Genomic DNA, 17,714 nt, shown 5'->3' with positions numbered 1-17,714 from the left:
GGTCACAAGATGATTGAAATCGAGCTTGACGGCAAAAAAGTAGAGGTGCAAGAAGGCAGCATGGTGATGCATGCTGCTGAGAAGGCTGGCACCTATATTCCGCATTTCTGCTATCACAAGAAATTGAGTATCGCGGCTAGTTGCCGTATGTGCTTGGTCGATGTGGAGAAAATGCCCAAACCCATGCCTGCCTGTGCTACGCCTGTAACACAGGGGATGATTGTGCGCACCAAAAGCGACAAGGCGGTTAAAGCGCAAAAGTCCGTGATGGAGTTTTTGCTCATCAACCACCCGTTGGATTGCCCTATTTGTGACCAAGGCGGTGAGTGCCAATTGCAAGATTTGGCCGTGGGCTATGGTGGAAGCAAATCGCGTTACGAAGAGGAAAAACGTGTAGTTGCTCACAAGGATGTTGGATCGCTGATCTCGATGGAAGAGATGAGTCGTTGTATCCACTGCACACGCTGCGTGCGTTTCGGTCAAGAGATAGCTGGCGTCATGGAGTTGGGCATGTCACACCGTGGTGAGCATGCTGAGATTGAGACATTTGTGGGTAATTCGATCGACTCGGAATTGTCTGGCAACATGATTGATGTGTGCCCTGTTGGTGCTTTGACAAGCAAACCATTCCGTTACTCGGCGCGCACTTGGGAGTTGTCTCGTCGCAAGTCGGTCAGCCCACACGATTCAACAGGTGCGAATTTGATTGTTCAAGTGAAGAACAACAAAGTCATGCGTGTGGTTCCATATGAAAACGATGCCATCAACGAATGCTGGATTGCTGATCGTGACCGTTTCTCGTATGAGGCGTTGAATACATCGGATCGCTTGACCACTCCGATGATCAAGCAAGGTGGTCAATGGAAATCGGTTGACTGGCAAACTGCATTGGAGTATGTCGCCAATGGTGTTCGCTCGATAAAGAGCGAACATGGCGCAGGTCAAATCGGTGCTTTGGTCAGCCCGCACTCCACATTGGAAGAGCAGTATTTGTTGGCGCAACTACTGCGTTTGACAGGCAGTGACAATATTGATCATCGTTTGCGTGCATTGGAGTTTGTTAAAACATCCGGCCTGCGCACTTTGGGGCGCTCCATAGCTTCTTTGAGCACACTGCAGTCGGTATTGGTGGTTGGCTCCAATTTGCGCAAAGATCATCCGTTGTTTGCGCAGCGTGTACGCCAAGCGGTTCGTGCGGGAGCGAAGGTCTTTGCTGTGGTGGATGTTGCTCCAGAGTGGGCTATGTCCATTGAGTCTGCACATGTTGTATCGCATCAGCAATGGGTGCAGGCATTGGCAGAAGTGGCTGCGGCAGTTGCCCAAAACAAGGCTGTTGATGCGCCTGTGGCTGTCGGTGCTATCAGCGATTTTGCTGCGCAAACGGCTCGCGCTTTGTTGTCCGGTGAACAAAATGCGATTTTGCTGGGTAATGCCGCGGCGCACCATGAGCGAGCAGCAAGTCTTTTGGCTTTGGCAAATTGGATTGGTGCCCAAACTGGCGCGACAGTGGGCTACTTGACAGAGGCTGCCAACACTGTTGGCGCTCAGCTGGCTAAAGCCGAGCCCCAAGGTTCAGGATTGAATGCAGGTCAGATGCTGCAAGCGGGTATGAAGGCAATGTTCCTTCTGAATACGGAGATCGTGGGAGATGTTGCCAAGCACGCGGAATGGGCGAAAACCTTGGACGCTGCAGACATGGTGGTCACCCTGAGCCCTTTCCAGTGCAACATGGAGTTTAGTGACGTACTGTTGCCAATAGCACCATTCAGCGAAACCTCTGGTAGTTTTGTCAATGCAGAGGCTCGTGTTCAAAGTTTCCATGCGGTGGTCAAACCTTTGGCTGAAACACGTCCGGCGTGGAAAGTATTGCGCGTACTGGCAAATTTGTTGGACTTGCCCGGTTTTGATTTCAATTCAAGCCAAGAGGTTTTGCAAAAAGCATTGGAAAAAACGCCCGCTGATGTTGATGGTTTGCTTCCAGCCAATCTTTTGAGCTGCGCTAACACTGCGTCTATCGATATGAGTCCAGCATCTACGGCTCCATTGAGTGCCAGTATCTATCAGTTGGATGCATTGGTGCGTAGAGCGCAATCACTGCAACTGACTGCAGATGGACAAGTAGGTATTGCCAAGGGAGTGATCTGATGATTGATCAATTGCACAGCTTGGGTGCTGGTTTGATCGCGGCTCCTTGGTGGGCGGCGATTGCATGGCCTGTGATATGGGCTGTTTTGAAAATTGTGGCTGTATTGCTTCCCATTTTGGGTGCGGTTGCATACACGACATTGTGGGAACGCAAGTTCATGGGGTGGATGCAAGTTCGCCTAGGGCCAAACCGCGTAGGCCCAAGCGGTTTGTTACAGCCCATTGCAGATGCGTTCAAATTGCTGACCAAAGAAATTTTGGTACCTGCAATGGCCAGCAAAGGCTTGTTCCTTATCGGCCCTGTGTTGACCATCATGCCAGCGTTGGCTGCTTGGTCTGTCGTGCCATTTGGTCCGGATTTGGCCTTGGCAAATGTCAACGCGGGTTTGCTTTTCATTATGGCCATTACCTCCATGGAGGTATACGGGATCGTGATTTCTGGTTGGGCTTCTAACTCGAAATACGCTTTTCTGGGAGCGCTGCGTGCTTCAGCCCAGATGGTCAGCTATGAAATTGCGATGGGCTTTTGCTTCTTGATTGTATTGATGGTGTCGGGCAGTATGAATCTGACCGATATAGTCTTGGGACAGGGTAAGGGCATGTTTGCCGAGCATGGTGTTGGCATTTTGTCTTGGAACTGGCTGCCATTGCTGCCCATTTTTGTCATCTATGTGATTTCTGGTTTGGCTGAAACCAATCGACACCCTTTCGATGTGGTCGAAGGTGAAGCCGAAATTGTTGCAGGTCACATGGTGGAGTACTCGGGCATGTCGTATGCCATGTTCTATTTGGCCGAATACGCGAACATGTGGTTGGTTTCCGTGCTGGCCTCCGTCATGTTCTTAGGTGGATGGCTGCCTCCAGTTGATGCTTTGGCATGGATACCTGGCTGGATTTGGTTGGGTCTGAAGTCATTTGCATTCATTAGTTTGTTTATTTGGATTCGTTCAACTTTCCCCCGCTATCGCTATGACCAGATCATGCGTTTGGGTTGGAAGGTGTTCATCCCGATTTGTTTGGTGTGGTTGCTTGTTGTAGGCGCCTGGATGCAAACCCCTTTGAATATTTGGAAATGACGACCATGCGCAACCAATTTTCGATAAAGGATTTCCTTTACAGCCTGCTTTTGGTGGAGCTGTTCAAAGGTTTGTGGCTGACGGGTAAGTACTTATTCCGTCGTAAAGTGACGGTTCAATTCCCGGAGGAGAAAACGCCGCTTTCGCCACGTTTTCGTGGTTTGCATGCACTGCGCCGCTATGAAAACGGTGAAGAGCGTTGCATTGCCTGTAAGTTGTGCGAAGCGGTTTGTCCTGCAATGGCCATCACCATTGAGTCTGCACAACGCGACGATGGAACGCGTCGTACTACACGCTATGACATCGATTTGACGAAGTGTATTTTTTGCGGTTTTTGTGAAGAAAGTTGCCCTGTAGATTCAATTGTGGAAACCCATATCTTTGAATACCACGGTGAGAAGCGCGGTGACCTGTATTTCACAAAAGACATGTTGCTGGCTGTAGGTGACAAATTTGAAGCGCAAATCGCTGCCAATAAGGCAATGGATGCGAAATACCGCTGAAGCAGCCTAATCAAGGACTACCTATATGTCGATTGAGACAGCTCTGTTTTATATTTTTTCGGCAGTCATGTTGGTTGCCGCGTTCAAGGTTATTACTTCCAAAAACCCCGTGCATGCGGCCCTGTATTTGGTGCTTACCTTTTTCCAAGGGGCATTGGTCTGGATGCTGTTGCGTGCCGAGTTCTTATCGGTCGCTTTGGTGATGGTTTATGTAGGCGCTGTAATGGTGCTTTTCTTGTTCGTTGTGATGATGCTCGACATCAATGTGGAGGCATTGCGCGTTGGATTTTGGAAGCATTTCCCTGTCGCTGCTGCGCTTGGTGGTTTGATGGGTGTGGAAGTAGCGATTTTGTCGTTGGGCAATTTCCGTCAAACGACCATTGCAGTCAACCCTGATGCTGCTGCGGCTGCCTTGCCCAATACCAAGCAATTGGGCATGGTTTTGTTCACTGATTACTTCTATGCGTTGGAAGTAGCTGCCGCAATTTTGTTGGTCGCCATGATTGCTGCTATAGCCCTGACTTTGCGCACACGCAAGGACAGCAAATATGCAGATCCTGCCAAACAAGTAATGGCACGCCAGCGTGATCGCTTGAAAGTGGTGTCGATGGCTGCTACAGCCAAAGCGCCTGAAGTTTCTACAGAGACCAGCGCAGAAGGGGAAGGTAAATGACATTAACCCTGGGTCATTTTTTATCGCTTGGCGGCTTGTTGTTCGCCTTGTCGGTTATTGGAATTTTTCTCAACCGTCGCAATTTGATTGTGCTGTTGATGTCAATCGAGTTGATGCTATTGGCAGTCAACACCAACTTCGTGGCTTTTTCGCGCTACTTGGCCGATATAGATGGTCAAGTATTTGTGTTGTTCATCTTGACTGTTGCTGCTGCTGAATCAGCTATTGGCTTGGCCATTTTGGTTCTCCTATTCCGGAATAAGTCTGCCATCTCCGTGGATGAATTGAATACCTTGAAGGGCTAACAGAATGAGTGCTTTGTCAATGCAGACTTTGCTAGCCATACCACTGGCTCCGCTGGTTGGTTCTATTGCGGCAGGTATTTTGGGTACCAAAATGGGCGGAAATGTCTTGGGGCGTCGTGGCTCCCATAGCATCACCATATTGGGTGTTCTGGTTGCCTTTGTTCTATCAGCCTTGGTGTTGATAGAGATTCTTTCGGAAGGTCGGCCTACATTCAACCAGACGGTCTACACGTGGATGAGTGTTGGGGGCTTGAAGATGGAGGTCGGCTTTTTGGTTGACAGCCTGACAGCAATGATGATGTGCGTGGTCACCTTCGTCTCGCTGATGGTGCACATCTACACCATCGGCTACATGGAAGAAGACGAGGGCTACAACCGTTTCTTCTCCTACATCTCCTTGTTTACCTTCTCCATGCTGATGCTGGTGATGAGCAACAACCTCCTGCAACTATTCTTCGGATGGGAAGCAGTGGGCGTGGTTTCGTACCTCTTGATCGGCTTTTGGTACAACAAGAAGACCGCCATTTTTGCCAACATGAAAGCCTTCTTGGTCAATCGTGTGGGCGACTTTGGCTTCATTTTGGGTATCGGTATTTTGCTCACCTACACTGGCACGCTCAACTACGCGGAGCTTTTTCCCAAGCTGCAAGGATTGGCGACTACCACCATGCCTGGCACAGGTTGGTCTGTGTTGACTGCCGCTGCCATTTGCTTGTTCGTAGGGGCTATGGGTAAATCGGCCCAGTTCCCGTTGCATGTATGGTTGCCTGATTCGATGGAAGGCCCCACGCCTATTTCTGCGCTGATCCACGCTGCGACCATGGTGACGGCTGGTATTTTCATGGTCTCACGCATGTCTCCCCTGTATGAGCTCAGCGACGTGGCCTTGAACTTCATCATGGTGATCGGCTCCATCACGGCACTTTTCATGGGCTTCTTGGGTATTATCCAAAACGACATCAAGCGTGTAGTGGCCTATTCCACCTTGTCCCAATTGGGTTATATGACCGTTGCATTGGGTGCATCGGCTTATTCTGTAGCTGTCTTTCACTTGATGACCCACGCCTTCTTCAAGGCCTTGCTGTTCTTGGGGGCTGGCTCGGTCATCATCGGCATGCACCACAACCAAGATATTCGCTACATGGGAGGTTTGTGGAAACACATGCCCATCACATGGATCACCAGCTTGCTGGGTTCCTTGGCGTTGATTGGTACGCCCCTGTTCTCGGGTTTCTATTCCAAAGACAGCATCATCGAAGCAGTGCACCTGAGTCACTTGCCCGCAGCTGGTTTTGCTAACTTCGCCGTGTTGGCTGGCGTGTTTGTCACGGCTTTCTACTCTTTCCGCATGTATTTCTTGGTCTTCCACGGCAAAGAGCGGTATGACGAGAATCCGGACGCTCACCACCATGACGACCACCATGGTCACGATGACCACCATGCACATGCGCCGCACGAATCGCCTTGGGTGGTGACGCTACCCTTGGTGCTATTGGCCATTCCTTCTGTGCTGATTGGTTACTTTGCTATCCAGCCCATGCTGTACGGTGACTTCTTTGTCAATGTGCTCCACATTGATTTGGAAAAACACCCCGCGATGGAAGAGTTGGCCTCTGAATTCCACGGCGCAGCAGGCATGGCTTTGCATGCACTGACCACTTTGCCATTTGCTCTGGCATTGGCCGGCGTGGTAGTTGCCTACGTGCTTTACATGGTTGTGCCTGCAGTGCCCGCCAAACTCAAGGAAGTGCTAAAGCCGCTGTACATCGTGCTGGAGAACAAGTATTTCATGGACTGGTTCAACGAAAACGTGATTGCACGTCTCACACGCTGTGCGGGCAGCTTCTTGTCCACAGTAGGGGATAAAACGATTATTGACGGCTTTATCGTCAATGGCGCATGGAAGCTCGTAGCCCGTTTCAGTAGTCGTGTTCGCACCGTACAGACTGGTTATCTGTACCACTATGCCCTAATGATGATCGTGGGGGTGTTTGTGTTGCTCACCTATTTTGTCTGGCTCGCATAGGAGAATAAGAATGGGTTTGTTGAGCCTTTCTATTTGGTTGCCCATCGCTTTGGGTTTGGTGATAGTAGCCTTGGGGCGTGATGAGCACGCCAAAGCGGTGCGCTGGATTGCGCTGATTGCCGCATTGGCCAGTTTTGCTGTGACTTTGCCTTTGTACATGGGCTTTGATACCGCGCAAGCCGGTATGCAAATGGTCGAGAACGAGCCATGGATTGGCCGCTTCAATGTGAATTACCACTTGGGTGTAGATGGCATCTCTCTGTGGTTTGTTTTGCTGACTGCTTTTATCACCGTGATCGTCGTGGTAGCTGGATGGGAAGTCATCACGGAGCGCGTGCACCAGTACATGGGGGCGTTCTTGATTTTGAGCGGTTTGATGGTTGGCGTCTTTTTGGCCCAAGATGCGCTGCTCTTTTACATCTTCTTCGAAGCCACATTGATTCCGATGTATTTGATCATTGGTGTCTGGGGTGGTCCTAACCGCATTTACGCCGCATTCAAGTTTTTCTTGTACACCTTGCTGGGTTCTGTATTGATGCTGATTGCATTGATCTATCTGTACATCCACTCGAATGGCAGTTTTGATTTGGCGACTTGGCACAAACTGCCCTTGTCTGCCTCTGCACAGACCTATCTCTTTTTTGCGTTCTTTGCAGCCTTTGCAGTCAAGGTGCCGATGTGGCCCGTGCACACTTGGCTGCCAGACGTGCACGTGGAAGCGCCTACTGGGGGCTCTGCAGTGCTGGCAGCGATTATGCTGAAGTTGGGTGCTTACGGTTTCCTGCGTTTTTCTATGCCTATCGCCCCCGATGCATCGCACGAATGGGCATGGCTGATGATTCTTTTGTCTTTGCTGGCAGTGATTTATGTTGGCTTGGTGGCCTTGATGCAGCAAGATATGAAGAAGCTTGTTGCTTATTCATCGGTCGCCCACATGGGTTTTGTTACCTTGGGCTTTTTCATGTTCGATCCTTTGAGTGTGTCCGGTGCCTTGGTGCAAATGGTGTCCCATGGATTTGTTTCGGGTGCTATGTTCTTGGGTATCGGCGTACTCTATGACCGTGTTCATTCCCGTGAAATTGCAACATACGGTGGTGTGGTCAACACCATGCCCAAGTTTGCAGCATTTGCCTTGTTGTTTGCGATGGCGAACTGCGGCTTGCCAGGCACAGCTGGTTTTGTTGGGGAGTGGATGGTTATTTTGGCCGCAGTGAAATACAACTTTTGGATTGGTTTCTTGGCAGCAACAGCCTTGATCTTGGGTGCTGCCTACACCTTATGGATGTACAAACGGGTGTATCTAGGTCCTGTTGAGAATGATGATGTACGTGGTCTGACCGATATCAATGCACGTGAAATGCTGGTGATGACAGTTTTGGCCTTGGCAGTTCTTTGGATGGGTATTCAGCCAAAACCCTTCACTGACGTAATGGATGCTTCTGTTCAGCAGCTGCTTAAGCATGTGGCTGTTAGCAAGCTGAATTGAGCTCTTGGCTGAAGTGAGATTTTCATGATGGACAAAATCAGTTTCTTCTCCGTATTACCAGAGGCCGTACTTTTCGTGATGGCGTCTTTGTTGACTTTGATCGATTTGCGCAAGCAAAGTGACCAGCGCAACTTGACTTTTGGTATTTCGGTAATTGTGTTGTTGGTAGTGGGATGCTTGTTACTACCCAAAACTGCAAGCACAGAAGCGGTATACGCTTTCGGTGGCTTGGTGGTGGTGGATGCTTTTGCCGCTTGGTCTAAGGTTTTTGCAACAGTGGCAATGCTCATCACTTGGGTGTACTCGCGTGAGTATCTACACGTGCGATCCATGACAAAAACAGGCGGGGAGTTTTACACACTCAGTTTGTTTGCCTTGCTGGGTATCTTTGTAATGATCAGTGGCAACAACTTTCTCACCATTTATTTGGGCTTGGAGTTGCTGACTTTGTCTAGCTATGCATTGGTTGCATTGCGCCGCGATGATGTGCTGGCAACTGAAGCGGCAATGAAGTACTTTGTTTTGGGTGCTATGGCGTCAGGTTTCTTACTCTACGGCATGTCTATGCTGTACGGCGCTTCTGGCACTTTGTCGATACCAGAGTTCATCAAGGCCATCACAACTGGGCAAATCAAACACCAAGTGTTGGTTTTTGGGCTGGTTTTCGTTGCTGCTGGTTTGGCTTTCAAGCTGGGGGTCGTTCCTTTCCATATGTGGATTCCGGATGTTTATCAAGGTGCACCAACAGCTATTACTCTGATGATTGGCGGTGCGCCTAAGTTGGCTGCATTTGCGATTTTGGTGCGCCTTTTGGTCGAAGGCTTACTTCCCTTGGCGCACGACTGGCAGCAAATGCTGTTGTTCTTGGCGGTTGCCTCCTTGATCGTCGGCAACTTGGCAGCCATTGCACAGGACAACTTCAAACGCATGTTGGCGTTTTCAACTATTGCCCAAATGGGGTTTGTGTTGATTGGTTTCATCGCGGGTGTCCACAATGGGGATGATGCCAATGCTGCCAACGCCTACAGCTCTTCCATGTTCTATGTTGTGGCCTACGTCCTTACTACCTTGGTGAGCTTTGGTGTAGTGCTGGCATTGAGCAGTGCAGACAATGAAAATGAGCGCATTGCCGATTTCGCTGGTTTGAATAAGCGCAGCCCTATGCATGCAGGCATCATGACGGTGGCCTTGTTGTCGCTGGCAGGTATTCCTCCCATGATTGGCTTTTATGCCAAATTGGCCGTATTACAGGCTTTACTAGCTAGCCAAAGTGCGTGGGCGCTGGGTACGGCTATCTTTGCTGTGCTGATGTCCGTAATTGGTGCTTTTTATTACCTGCGTGTGATCAAGGTCATGTACTTTGATGAACCCACAGTGACAACACCTGTTGCCCCTGTCAGATCCTCATTCAATGCTGTACTGAGCATCAACGGATTGGCGCTGATAGTGCTAGGTATGTTTCCCGCAGGTTTGATGGCAGTTTGTGCCGATGCTATGAAGTCATTGATTGGTGGTTAAACCTTGCAATCATTCCAGAGCTTGTTGATCTGGGTACTGATATTGGCTGCGCTGGTCGCAGCCAATATCTTTTTGGTATTACCAGTGCGCTTACTGCCAGCTTGGGCCCAAGTCCGTGCCAGTTTTTTCCGATGGATGGGCTGGTTTGCTGGATACGCCATCGTGTTGGCGTTGGGGATGACTTTTGAGCGGTATTTAGGACAAAACGCCAGCCAAGGTTGGGTATTCTGGGCCGCGACTTGGTTTGTGTATGCGGCTTTTTCCTTCCCTGGCTTTGTCTATCGCTATTTGTGGCGTCCCTAACTCTCTGTGTTGGAGCCTAGTGTGTCCCACGATATAGATTTGCCGGACTTGACAGAGCGGCGCGTTCAGACGGAAGACTTGCTGCAAGGGCATTTTTTGCGTGTAGTCCGCGATACGGTGGCATTGCCATCGGGTGCACAGTCCTATCGCGAATACTGCATCCATCCAGGCGCGGTCATGATCATTCCTTTGCTGGATGAAACGAGTGCCGCAAATCCGACGGTACTCATGGAAAGGCAGTATCGCTATCCTGTGGCCTCGCATTTGATAGAGTTTCCTGCAGGCAAACTAGATCCCAATGAAGATTTGCTGCACTGCGCTCAGCGTGAGTTGATGGAAGAAACAGGTTATCGCGCTCAGTATTGGGCCCATTTAGGCTGCATTCATCCTTGCATAGCCTATTCCACCGAACGTATTGATATTTGGCTGGCGCGTGGCTTGACCCAAGGGCAGCAGTCATTGGATGCCGATGAGTTTCTGACGCTATTGCCGATGTCGGTGACAGCACTGCAAGATCATTTCTTGCGCGGTGAGTTGACGGATGCTAAAACGGTTTCTGGACTTACTTGGCTGGAGCATTATTTGGCTGGGCGCGTGCAAGTTCAGTGGTTGGATGCTGCGGGAAAGGTTTTCCCATGAAGGTACTCGATTTGCAGTGCCCCATGGGCCATCGTTTTGAAGGCTGGTTCAGCTCTGAGAATGACTTCGCCCAGCAGCTAAACAGAGGTCTGTTGGAGTGCCCTTTTTGTGCCAGCAAAGACATTCATAAATGCCTTAGCGCGCCGCGTTTGAATTTGGGTGCCCATAAACCTGCAGAGTCGCCAAGTCAGTCCCCTGCCGTGCAGGCGGGCGATGCGATGCCTAGCACCTTGCATGGCGGCAGCGATGCGATACAAGCGTTGCAGCGTGCATGGCTGGAAATCGCCAAAGCGGTGGTGCGCAATACTACCGATGTGGGAGAACATTTTGCTGATGAAGCCCGCAAAATGCACTATGGAGAAAAACCAGTAGCCGCAATTCGTGGGCAAGCTTCGGCAGAACAAGTGCACGCGTTATGGGATGAGGGGGTCGAGGTGCTGCCCCTCCCCATTCCCGATGGATTGAAAAACGACTTGCACTAGCACTGACACCAACCGCTGCATAGGCTTTGGCTGGTGCGTCGGCTTATAGATTAGGGATACAGACCGCGCAGTTCGCGAGCGTGCAAGATGCGCTGGCAGGCAACGATGAAAGTAGCTGTGCGCAGTGTGACTTTGTGCTGTTGCGATACAGCCCATACGCTATCAAAAGCGTCTTGCATGATGCGAACCAAACGTGCATTGATTTCGTCTTCGCTCCAGAAAAAGCTGGAGAAATCTTGCACCCACTCAAAGTAGCTCACGGTTACGCCGCCTGCATTGGCCACAACATCGGGTACAACCAGTACGCCACGTTCTTGCAAGATGTCATCAGCTTGCGGCGTGGTAGGGCCGTTCGCACCTTCAATCACCAACTTGGCTTGAATACGGCCCGCATTGGTGGCCGTGATTTGCTGCTCCAAAGCCGCAGGGATCAGGATGTCGCAGGAAACGTCCCAAAACGCATCGTTGGCAATGACCTCCACCCCAGGGAAAGTGATCAGTGTGCCGTGCTCTTTGATGTGCGCTAGCAAGGCGGGCACGTTCAAGCCAGACTCTTGGTAGATGGTGCCAGTGTGGTCTTGCACCGCCACAATGCGCGAACCAGCCTCGGAAAACAGTTTGCCTGCAATACCGCCCACATTGCCAAATCCTTGTACGGCAACACGCGCTTTGCTGATATCAAGGCCAATATGCTTGGCAGCCTCAACGCCGACAGTAAATACACCACGGCCAGTGGCTTCGCGGCGGCCCAAAGAACCACCAAGGTCAATCGGTTTGCCAGTGACTACGCCTGTTGCTGTAGTTCCTACGTTCATGGAGTAGGTGTCCATCATCCAGGCCATCACTTGGTCGTTGGTGTTGACGTCTGGTGCAGGAATGTCTTTGCTGGGGCCAATGATGATGCCAATTTCACTGGTGTAGCGGCGTGTCAAACGCTCCAACTCACCACGTGACAAGGTCTTGGGATCGACACGAATACCGCCCTTAGCGCCGCCGTAAGGTACGTTTACCGCTGCATTCTTGATGCTCATCCATGCGGATAAAGCCATGACTTCTGACAGCGTGACGTCTTGGTGAAAACGCACACCACCTTTACCGGGGCCACGCGATGTGTTGTGCTGCACGCGATACCCTTCAAAGTGGGCGATAGTGCCGTTGTCCAGCTCAATTGGTACATCCACTACCAGCATGCGTTTGGGGCGCTTGAGGGTTTCAACCCAACGCGCCAAGTGGCCCAGATAAGGCGTCACCCGATCAACCTGCTGCAAATAAATGCCCCATGGGCCCAAGTCGTCCGCATTCAGGTAAGAAGGCAGGGCGTGTGTCGACGAAGCGGCCAGCGTCTTTGTAAGGGCATGGTCACGAACTTGGCTCATACAGTCTCCTTTTGGTGTAAGCACGAAGCGGACTGTAGGAGGATGGATCGTGAATGTCCAAGGCGAATCTCTTGCATGGTTATGCAAAAAATTTATTTCATGCAGTCCGGTGGTATAGCTCGCCAGGTTGGTAGCGGGGAGTGTCTGGTGTGGTGCTGGAGTAAGTTTTTTCTACACCGTTGGCTGCAACAGGCAGTTGTCCATCGCCCTTTTCCAGCATGTTTTGTAGCATCAGAACCCGCTCAGTGCTGCGAGCGGTGGAGTTTTTGTATTCGGTGATGCGCAGATCATTTTTCAGATCCTGCGTCTGCTTCTCCGTGTTTTCCGCTTCATTACGCGCCTTTTGCAGGCGCAACTGCATCAACCGGGCTTGCTGAGCCTGGTTGATTTGGGTGGTGGAGGAAACAACGCCGTCTGCCATGACAAGGTGCTGCTAAAGCATGACGAGTCTAAACACATGCCATTGCACTGACAAGGCATCTTATCGGCCAAGCAGGCTGCGAATGTGCGTTTGCTCTACGGTGCAGTCGCCAAACTGCTGAACAACCCAAGTAGCATCGTGGTAGGTCTGTGCATAGCGCTCACCGGCATCGCACAGGAGCGAAACGATCGAACCCCGTTGGCCGCAGGCACGCATCTCATGGGCCAGTTCCAGCATGACAGCGAAATTGGTGCCAGTGCTAGGGCCTACGCGACGCCCTAGCAAGGTAGACAACTCACGCATAGCGGCCACGCTGCGCAGGTTGCTGACCTCCTCCATGCGATCCACTAAGCTAGGAACGAAGCTGGGTTCCACACGGGGACGGCCAATGCCTTCGATGCGCGAGCCAGATCCTGTTAGCGCAGCATTGCGGCTGCGGTAAAACTCCAGAAACACCGATCCAGCAGGATCTGGCACGCACAAGTGGGTGTCATAACGCTGTAGGCGGATAAAACGACCAATCGTGGCACTGGTGCCACCGGTTCCAGCGGCAGTCACTATCCATTGGGGAATGGGGTGGCGCTCACTGCGCATCTGCTCAAAAATGCTTTGCGCAATGTTGTTGTTGCCACGCCAGTCCGTGGCCCGCTCCGCGTAAGTGAACTGATCCATGTAATGGCCGTCGGTGCGATCGGCTTCTGCTTGGGCCACTGCGTAGACTTGGCTGGGATCGTTCACCAGCAAGCAACGACCTCCGTAGAACTCAATCAAGGCGATTTTTTCTTTGGATGTGGTGCTCGCCATCACCGCCACAAAAGGAAGGTCAAGCAGGCGCGCAAAGTAGGCCTCACTGACGGCCGTGGAGCCGCTGCTGGCTTCGACTACGGTTGTGCCTTGGTGTATCCAGCCATTGCACAAGGCATACAAAAACAATGAGCGCGCCAGTCGGTGTTTCAAACTCCCCGTGGGATGCGTGGACTCATCTTTCAGATACAGATCGATTCCTGCTGTTTGCAAATGCGGTATCGGCAGTGGGATGAGGTGCGTATCGGCGCTGCGTTGGTAATCTGCATTGATGCGTGCGATCGCTGTTTGCAGCCAGTTGTCGGTTTTCTGTGTCATTTGCAATAAACGGTTATGAAGGAGCGCCGGAATAAGAATCTGGTTACCACTTGCTCGCACGTTACGGACATACCTTGCTACATATGACCCATAACTCAGCGTCAAAGCCAAATTATCGGCGGCGACTCTACTGTGAGAGGGATGGGAGTGAATGATTGAATCAGCAAGCTCACCAAGCACGCCAGTGCAGCATAGCGCTGCCACAGAGCGCGCCGACAGAATTCTTGAACTGACGCAGCAATTGCTGCCTGTCTGGCATCGCCACATTGCGTCGGTGCGTCGCCATTCCGATGAGGCTGTGAGCAACATGTTGGTGGCCTTTGCCGAGTTCCAGCGTCAGGTCAGTGACCATTGCCAGCAACTGGGGCAGAACATGCCAACAGCTATGCAAGGCAGTAGTCACCAGCTACTGGAGGCTTTTCAGTACCAAGACCGTTTGAGTCAACGCTTAGCACTGCTAGAGCAAGACATCACGCGCTTGGTAGAGCAACTGCAAGATGCACATGCCCCACCTCCAGACGCCAATGCATGGCTGGCACGTTTGCGTGGGGAATACGCCATGAATGACCAGCACAACGATCACTCAAACCACGCCGTAGATGGTGCGAATAACGGAACCCAAGACCCCCATTTCTTCTGATGGAGAGAATTCATGAGCAAAACCATACTCGTTGTTGATGATTCAGCTAGTTTGCGCCAAGTGGTCAACATGACACTGACTGCCAGTGGCTACCAAGTGATAGAGGCTGGCGATGGTCAGGCCGCACTGGCCTTGCTCGATGGGCGTCAAGTGCACATGACTATTTGCGATGTGAATATGCCCAATATGAACGGCATCGAATTTGTGAAGGCTGCCAAGACTTTGCCCAACTACAAATTCATGCCCATTCTCATGCTCACGACCGAGAGCCAAGAGGAGAAGAAGGAGCAAGGCAAAGCAGCAGGTGCCAAAGCGTGGATGGTCAAGCCCTTTGCCCCCACCCAGTTGCTCAACGCAGTGTCCAAGCTTTGCCCCTAAAGGGAACAGTTCTAGCGCTACAGCTTGGAGGCCACTATGCCCATATTCGAGTTGCCCACAGAGTTCAATATTTACTCGGCTCAGAAATGCCATGAGGCCCTGCTGGCATGCCTGCAGCAAGTTCACCAAAGCGATGCTCAGGCACCAGTGCTGCATGTCCATGCAGACCAAGTAGCCCAAGTGGATGCGGCGGGCTTGCAGATATTGGTGGCACTGGGAAAAACCGCGTACCAATGGCACTTGGTAGAGCCCAGCAATGTGCTGCAGCAAGCCTGCCAAGACTACGGTTTACAAGCCTGTTTGCAGCAACACACCAGGACAGACTTCACACCAGAAAGTGTCTGAGGATGCATCAACCCACTGGGAGTTTCCGTGAGCAATAGCGATGCCGATTTCATAGCCCAAGCGTTGCCCGCTTTCATGAGCGAAGCAGTCGAGCAGACCGACGCCATGGAATCTTTGTTATTGGAGTTGGAGGATCAGCCCGATAACAAAAATTTGCTCGATGCCCTGTTTCGCTGCGCCCATACGGTCAAGGGATCGGCAGGCATGTTTGGGTTGAGCAAAGTGGTCGAATTCACCCATCACGTAGAGTCCTTGCTCGACAAAATGCGCGATGGCAAATTGCAATGCACGGCCGACACCAACACTTTGCTATTGCAGAGCAATGACCACATTCGCTTGCTGGTCAAGGCTGCATCGGACGACTCGCTGGACACTGATGATGAGCAGACTTTGCGTGCATTGCTAGTGCAGCAACTCAATAGAGTGGTCAATAGTGCTGTAGGAATCGCCCCCGCCGCATTGGCTACGTCTTCTGTGTCTGCGCCGCCAAGCAGTACGCCAGAACGCAGCGCCATGCCAGACTTGGGTGGCACCGTACACGAGCCAGTGTGGCGCATCCAAGCCCAGTTTGGGCCAGAGACCTTTCGCAATGGCATGGATCCCTTGGCCGTGCTGCGCTATTTGGCCACTCTCGGCACTGTCCTCAGGGTGCAAGCCTTGTGCGACAGCATTCCTGTTCTGACTGATTTGATCCCTGAAGACTGCCACATTGGCTTTGTGCTGGAGTTGCAGAGCACAGCCGCAGAGGCAGAACTGCGTGAGGCCTTTAGCTTTGTGGAGGACGATTGCCAGTACAGCCTAGAGATGCTGCCACCCACAGCAAGCCAAATGGTGCAAGCCATAGAAAACCTGCCCGATACCCCTCGCTTGGGTGATTTGATGGTGACGGCGGGGGTGCTAGCACCTGAAAAAGTCGCCCAACTCCTGCATGCTCAGAGCACCAGCGAGGAGTCCCACAAGCCCAAACTGGGCGAACTACTGACCAGCCAAGCAGGCATACCTGCGCCGGTGGTCACTGCCGCCTTGGGTAAGCAGCAAAAAATGCGCGAAGCCAGTGCGGCAGGAGGGGACGAGCGTTACATCCGTGTGCAAGCGGACAAGCTCGATGCCGTCATCAACTTGCTTGGTGAACTGGTTATAGCCAGTGCTGGTGCCACCTTGATGGCGCGCACCACCAAACAGGTGGCTTTGCTCGAAGCCAATTTGCAAATGGGCAACCTCATCGAAGAAATTCGCAACGGCACCTTGGCCTTGCGCATGGTGCCCATTGGCGAGACGTTCAGCCGCTTCAAGCGCGTCGTGCGCGACACTGCTGCCCAGTTGGGCAAAGAGGTGGTGTTTGATATCTACGGTGGCGACTCTGAATTGGATAAGTCCATGGTCGAAAAAATTGCCGATCCCCTCATGCACTTGGTGCGCAATGCACTCGATCATGGCTTGGAAACGCCGCATGACCGCGTGGCTGCTGGCAAGTCAGCCGAGGGGCATTTGGTGCTGCGCGCGCGCCATGAGACCGGTGCCATCCTGATCCAAATTCAAGACGATGGCCGAGGTATCAACCGCGACAAAGTACTGCAGCGTGCATGGGACAGAGGGCTGGTAGAGCAAGGCGTAGTGCCGCCCGATGACGACATCAATATGCTCATTTTTGAGCCCGGCTTTTCCACCGCCGAGCAAGTCACCGACTTGTCTGGGCGCGGTGTTGGCATGGATGTGGTGCGGCGCAATATTGAAGCGCTGCGCGGCAGTCTCAAATTGGTCAATACACCGGGCAAAGGTTTGCGTGTGGACATCCGTTTGCCCCTCACGCTGGCCATCATCGATGGCTTTTTGGTGGCGATTGGTAAATCCAAATTTGTGTTGCCACTGGAGTCGGTGGTCGAGGTCATTGAGGCCAAGAGCAACCAAGTGCACCAAGACGACGCAGACCGCCATTGCGTCGAGTTGCGTGGTGCTGTTTTGCCAGTGGTACGTTTGCGCGCCCTCTATAGTTTGGAAGCCAGTGGCAGTACGCGCTCCAGCGTGGTGGTGGTGCAGTCACCCAAAGGCAAATACGGCATAGAGGTCGATACCCTGCTGGGGCAAAACCAGATCGTCATCAAACCGTTGGGGCGCTTGTTCAAAACCCTGCGTGGTATCTCGGGCTCATCGGTGCTGGGCAGTGGCGAAGTCGCACTCATTGTGGATGTGGTGGGCTTGGCTGACTTAGCCATGCAGCCACCTAAGCAATTGAGCCCTGCAGAGCACGGACGCTAAAACCATGCATTCATTGCCAT

At 51.9% G+C, this 17,714-nt stretch carries 18 protein-coding genes; 15 read left to right on the top strand and 3 right to left on the bottom strand.

Translation table 11 applies throughout. From position 1 onward, the window contains the following. Nucleotides 1–9 precede the first annotated feature (9 nt). From nuoG to KIK84_RS14105, 11 genes are read left to right on the top strand one after another with little or no spacing between them, the layout of a single operon-like run. A complete protein-coding gene (gene nuoG, locus KIK84_RS14155) occupies nt 10–2,145 on the top strand; it encodes an NADH-quinone oxidoreductase subunit NuoG (protein ID WP_214123747.1) in 2,136 nt (711 codons plus the stop codon). Beyond that, the gene (gene nuoH, locus KIK84_RS14150) at nt 2,145–3,221 is read left to right on the top strand and encodes an NADH-quinone oxidoreductase subunit NuoH (protein ID WP_214123746.1); all 1,077 of its coding nucleotides are present in this window, start codon (nt 2,145–2,147) and stop codon (nt 3,219–3,221) included. Before nuoG ends, nuoH begins: the two co-directional genes overlap by 1 nt. Nucleotides 3,222–3,226: 5 nt before the next feature. Next, entirely contained in the window at nt 3,227–3,724 is a 498-nt protein-coding gene (nuoI, locus tag KIK84_RS14145; RefSeq protein WP_502757563.1) for an NADH-quinone oxidoreductase subunit NuoI, read from the top strand. 25 nt (nt 3,725–3,749) lie between these two features. Then, on the top strand, nt 3,750–4,397 hold the full coding sequence (locus KIK84_RS14140; protein WP_214123744.1) for an NADH-quinone oxidoreductase subunit J: 648 nt from the start codon (nt 3,750–3,752) through the stop codon (nt 4,395–4,397). Next, a complete protein-coding gene (gene nuoK, locus KIK84_RS14135) occupies nt 4,394–4,702 on the top strand; it encodes an NADH-quinone oxidoreductase subunit NuoK (RefSeq protein WP_214123743.1) in 309 nt (102 codons plus the stop codon). Before KIK84_RS14140 ends, nuoK begins: the two co-directional genes overlap by 4 nt. Nucleotides 4,703–4,706: 4 nt before the next feature. Beyond that, nucleotides 4,707–6,728 carry an NADH-quinone oxidoreductase subunit L gene (nuoL, locus tag KIK84_RS14130; RefSeq protein WP_214123742.1) on the top strand — a complete coding sequence of 674 codons (2,022 nt, stop codon included), beginning with the start codon at nt 4,707–4,709 and terminating at the stop codon, nt 6,726–6,728. 10 nt (nt 6,729–6,738) lie between these two features. Then, complete coding sequence (locus KIK84_RS14125) at nt 6,739–8,214, top strand: NADH-quinone oxidoreductase subunit M (RefSeq protein ID WP_214123741.1); 1,476 nt, start codon at nt 6,739–6,741, stop codon at nt 8,212–8,214. 24 nt (nt 8,215–8,238) lie between these two features. Further along, on the top strand, nt 8,239–9,732 hold the full coding sequence (gene nuoN / locus KIK84_RS14120; RefSeq protein ID WP_214123740.1) for an NADH-quinone oxidoreductase subunit NuoN: 1,494 nt from the start codon (nt 8,239–8,241) through the stop codon (nt 9,730–9,732). A 3-nt stretch (nt 9,733–9,735) separates the two neighbouring features. Then, nucleotides 9,736–10,035, top strand: a complete 300-nt coding sequence (locus tag KIK84_RS14115) for a DUF2818 family protein (protein ID WP_214123739.1) — start codon at nt 9,736–9,738, stop codon at nt 10,033–10,035. A 21-nt stretch (nt 10,036–10,056) separates the two neighbouring features. Beyond that, nucleotides 10,057–10,674 carry an NUDIX domain-containing protein gene (locus KIK84_RS14110; protein WP_349815938.1) on the top strand — a complete coding sequence of 206 codons (618 nt, stop codon included), beginning with the start codon at nt 10,057–10,059 and terminating at the stop codon, nt 10,672–10,674. Next, nucleotides 10,671–11,156, top strand: coding sequence for a DUF1178 family protein (locus KIK84_RS14105; RefSeq protein ID WP_214123738.1), 486 nt, complete (start codon nt 10,671–10,673; stop codon nt 11,154–11,156). Before KIK84_RS14110 ends, KIK84_RS14105 begins: the two co-directional genes overlap by 4 nt. 50 nt (nt 11,157–11,206) lie before the next feature. On the opposite strand, the gene KIK84_RS14100 is transcribed toward KIK84_RS14105, so the two are convergent. From KIK84_RS14100 to KIK84_RS14090, 3 genes are all read right to left on the bottom strand, one after another. Then, the gene (locus KIK84_RS14100) at nt 11,207–12,532 is read right to left on the bottom strand and encodes a Glu/Leu/Phe/Val family dehydrogenase (RefSeq protein WP_214123737.1); all 1,326 of its coding nucleotides are present in this window, start codon (nt 12,530–12,532) and stop codon (nt 11,207–11,209) included. A 97-nt stretch (nt 12,533–12,629) separates the two neighbouring features. Continuing rightward, nucleotides 12,630–12,953: a hypothetical protein gene (locus KIK84_RS14095; protein ID WP_214123736.1), complete on the bottom strand. Its 324-nt coding sequence runs from the start codon at nt 12,951–12,953 to the stop codon at nt 12,630–12,632. Nucleotides 12,954–13,013: 60 nt separating this feature from the next. Next, a complete protein-coding gene (locus KIK84_RS14090) occupies nt 13,014–14,075 on the bottom strand; it encodes a PLP-dependent cysteine synthase family protein (RefSeq protein ID WP_214123735.1) in 1,062 nt (353 codons plus the stop codon). 151 nt (nt 14,076–14,226) lie between these two features. Between KIK84_RS14090 and KIK84_RS14085 the strand changes: the two genes are divergently transcribed. From KIK84_RS14085 to KIK84_RS14070, 4 genes are read left to right on the top strand one after another with little or no spacing between them, the layout of a single operon-like run. Continuing rightward, nucleotides 14,227–14,715 carry a hypothetical protein gene (locus tag KIK84_RS14085; protein WP_214123734.1) on the top strand — a complete coding sequence of 163 codons (489 nt, stop codon included), beginning with the start codon at nt 14,227–14,229 and terminating at the stop codon, nt 14,713–14,715. A gap of 12 nt (nt 14,716–14,727) precedes the next feature. Beyond that, nucleotides 14,728–15,093 carry a response regulator gene (locus tag KIK84_RS14080; RefSeq protein ID WP_214123733.1) on the top strand — a complete coding sequence of 122 codons (366 nt, stop codon included), beginning with the start codon at nt 14,728–14,730 and terminating at the stop codon, nt 15,091–15,093. 36 nt (nt 15,094–15,129) lie between these two features. Beyond that, nucleotides 15,130–15,438 carry a hypothetical protein gene (locus KIK84_RS14075; protein ID WP_214123732.1) on the top strand — a complete coding sequence of 103 codons (309 nt, stop codon included), beginning with the start codon at nt 15,130–15,132 and terminating at the stop codon, nt 15,436–15,438. 27 nt (nt 15,439–15,465) lie between these two features. Next, nucleotides 15,466–17,694, top strand: a complete 2,229-nt coding sequence (locus KIK84_RS14070; protein WP_214123731.1) for a chemotaxis protein CheA — start codon at nt 15,466–15,468, stop codon at nt 17,692–17,694. Nucleotides 17,695–17,714: the final 20 nt, after the last annotated feature.

Source organism: Curvibacter sp. CHRR-16 (genome assembly GCF_018474005.1).
Lineage (GTDB): Bacteria > Pseudomonadota > Gammaproteobacteria > Burkholderiales > Burkholderiaceae_C > Allorhodoferax.
The sequence above is the reverse complement of the archived record's forward strand: the minus strand, read 5'-3'. Positions and strand labels throughout refer to the sequence as shown.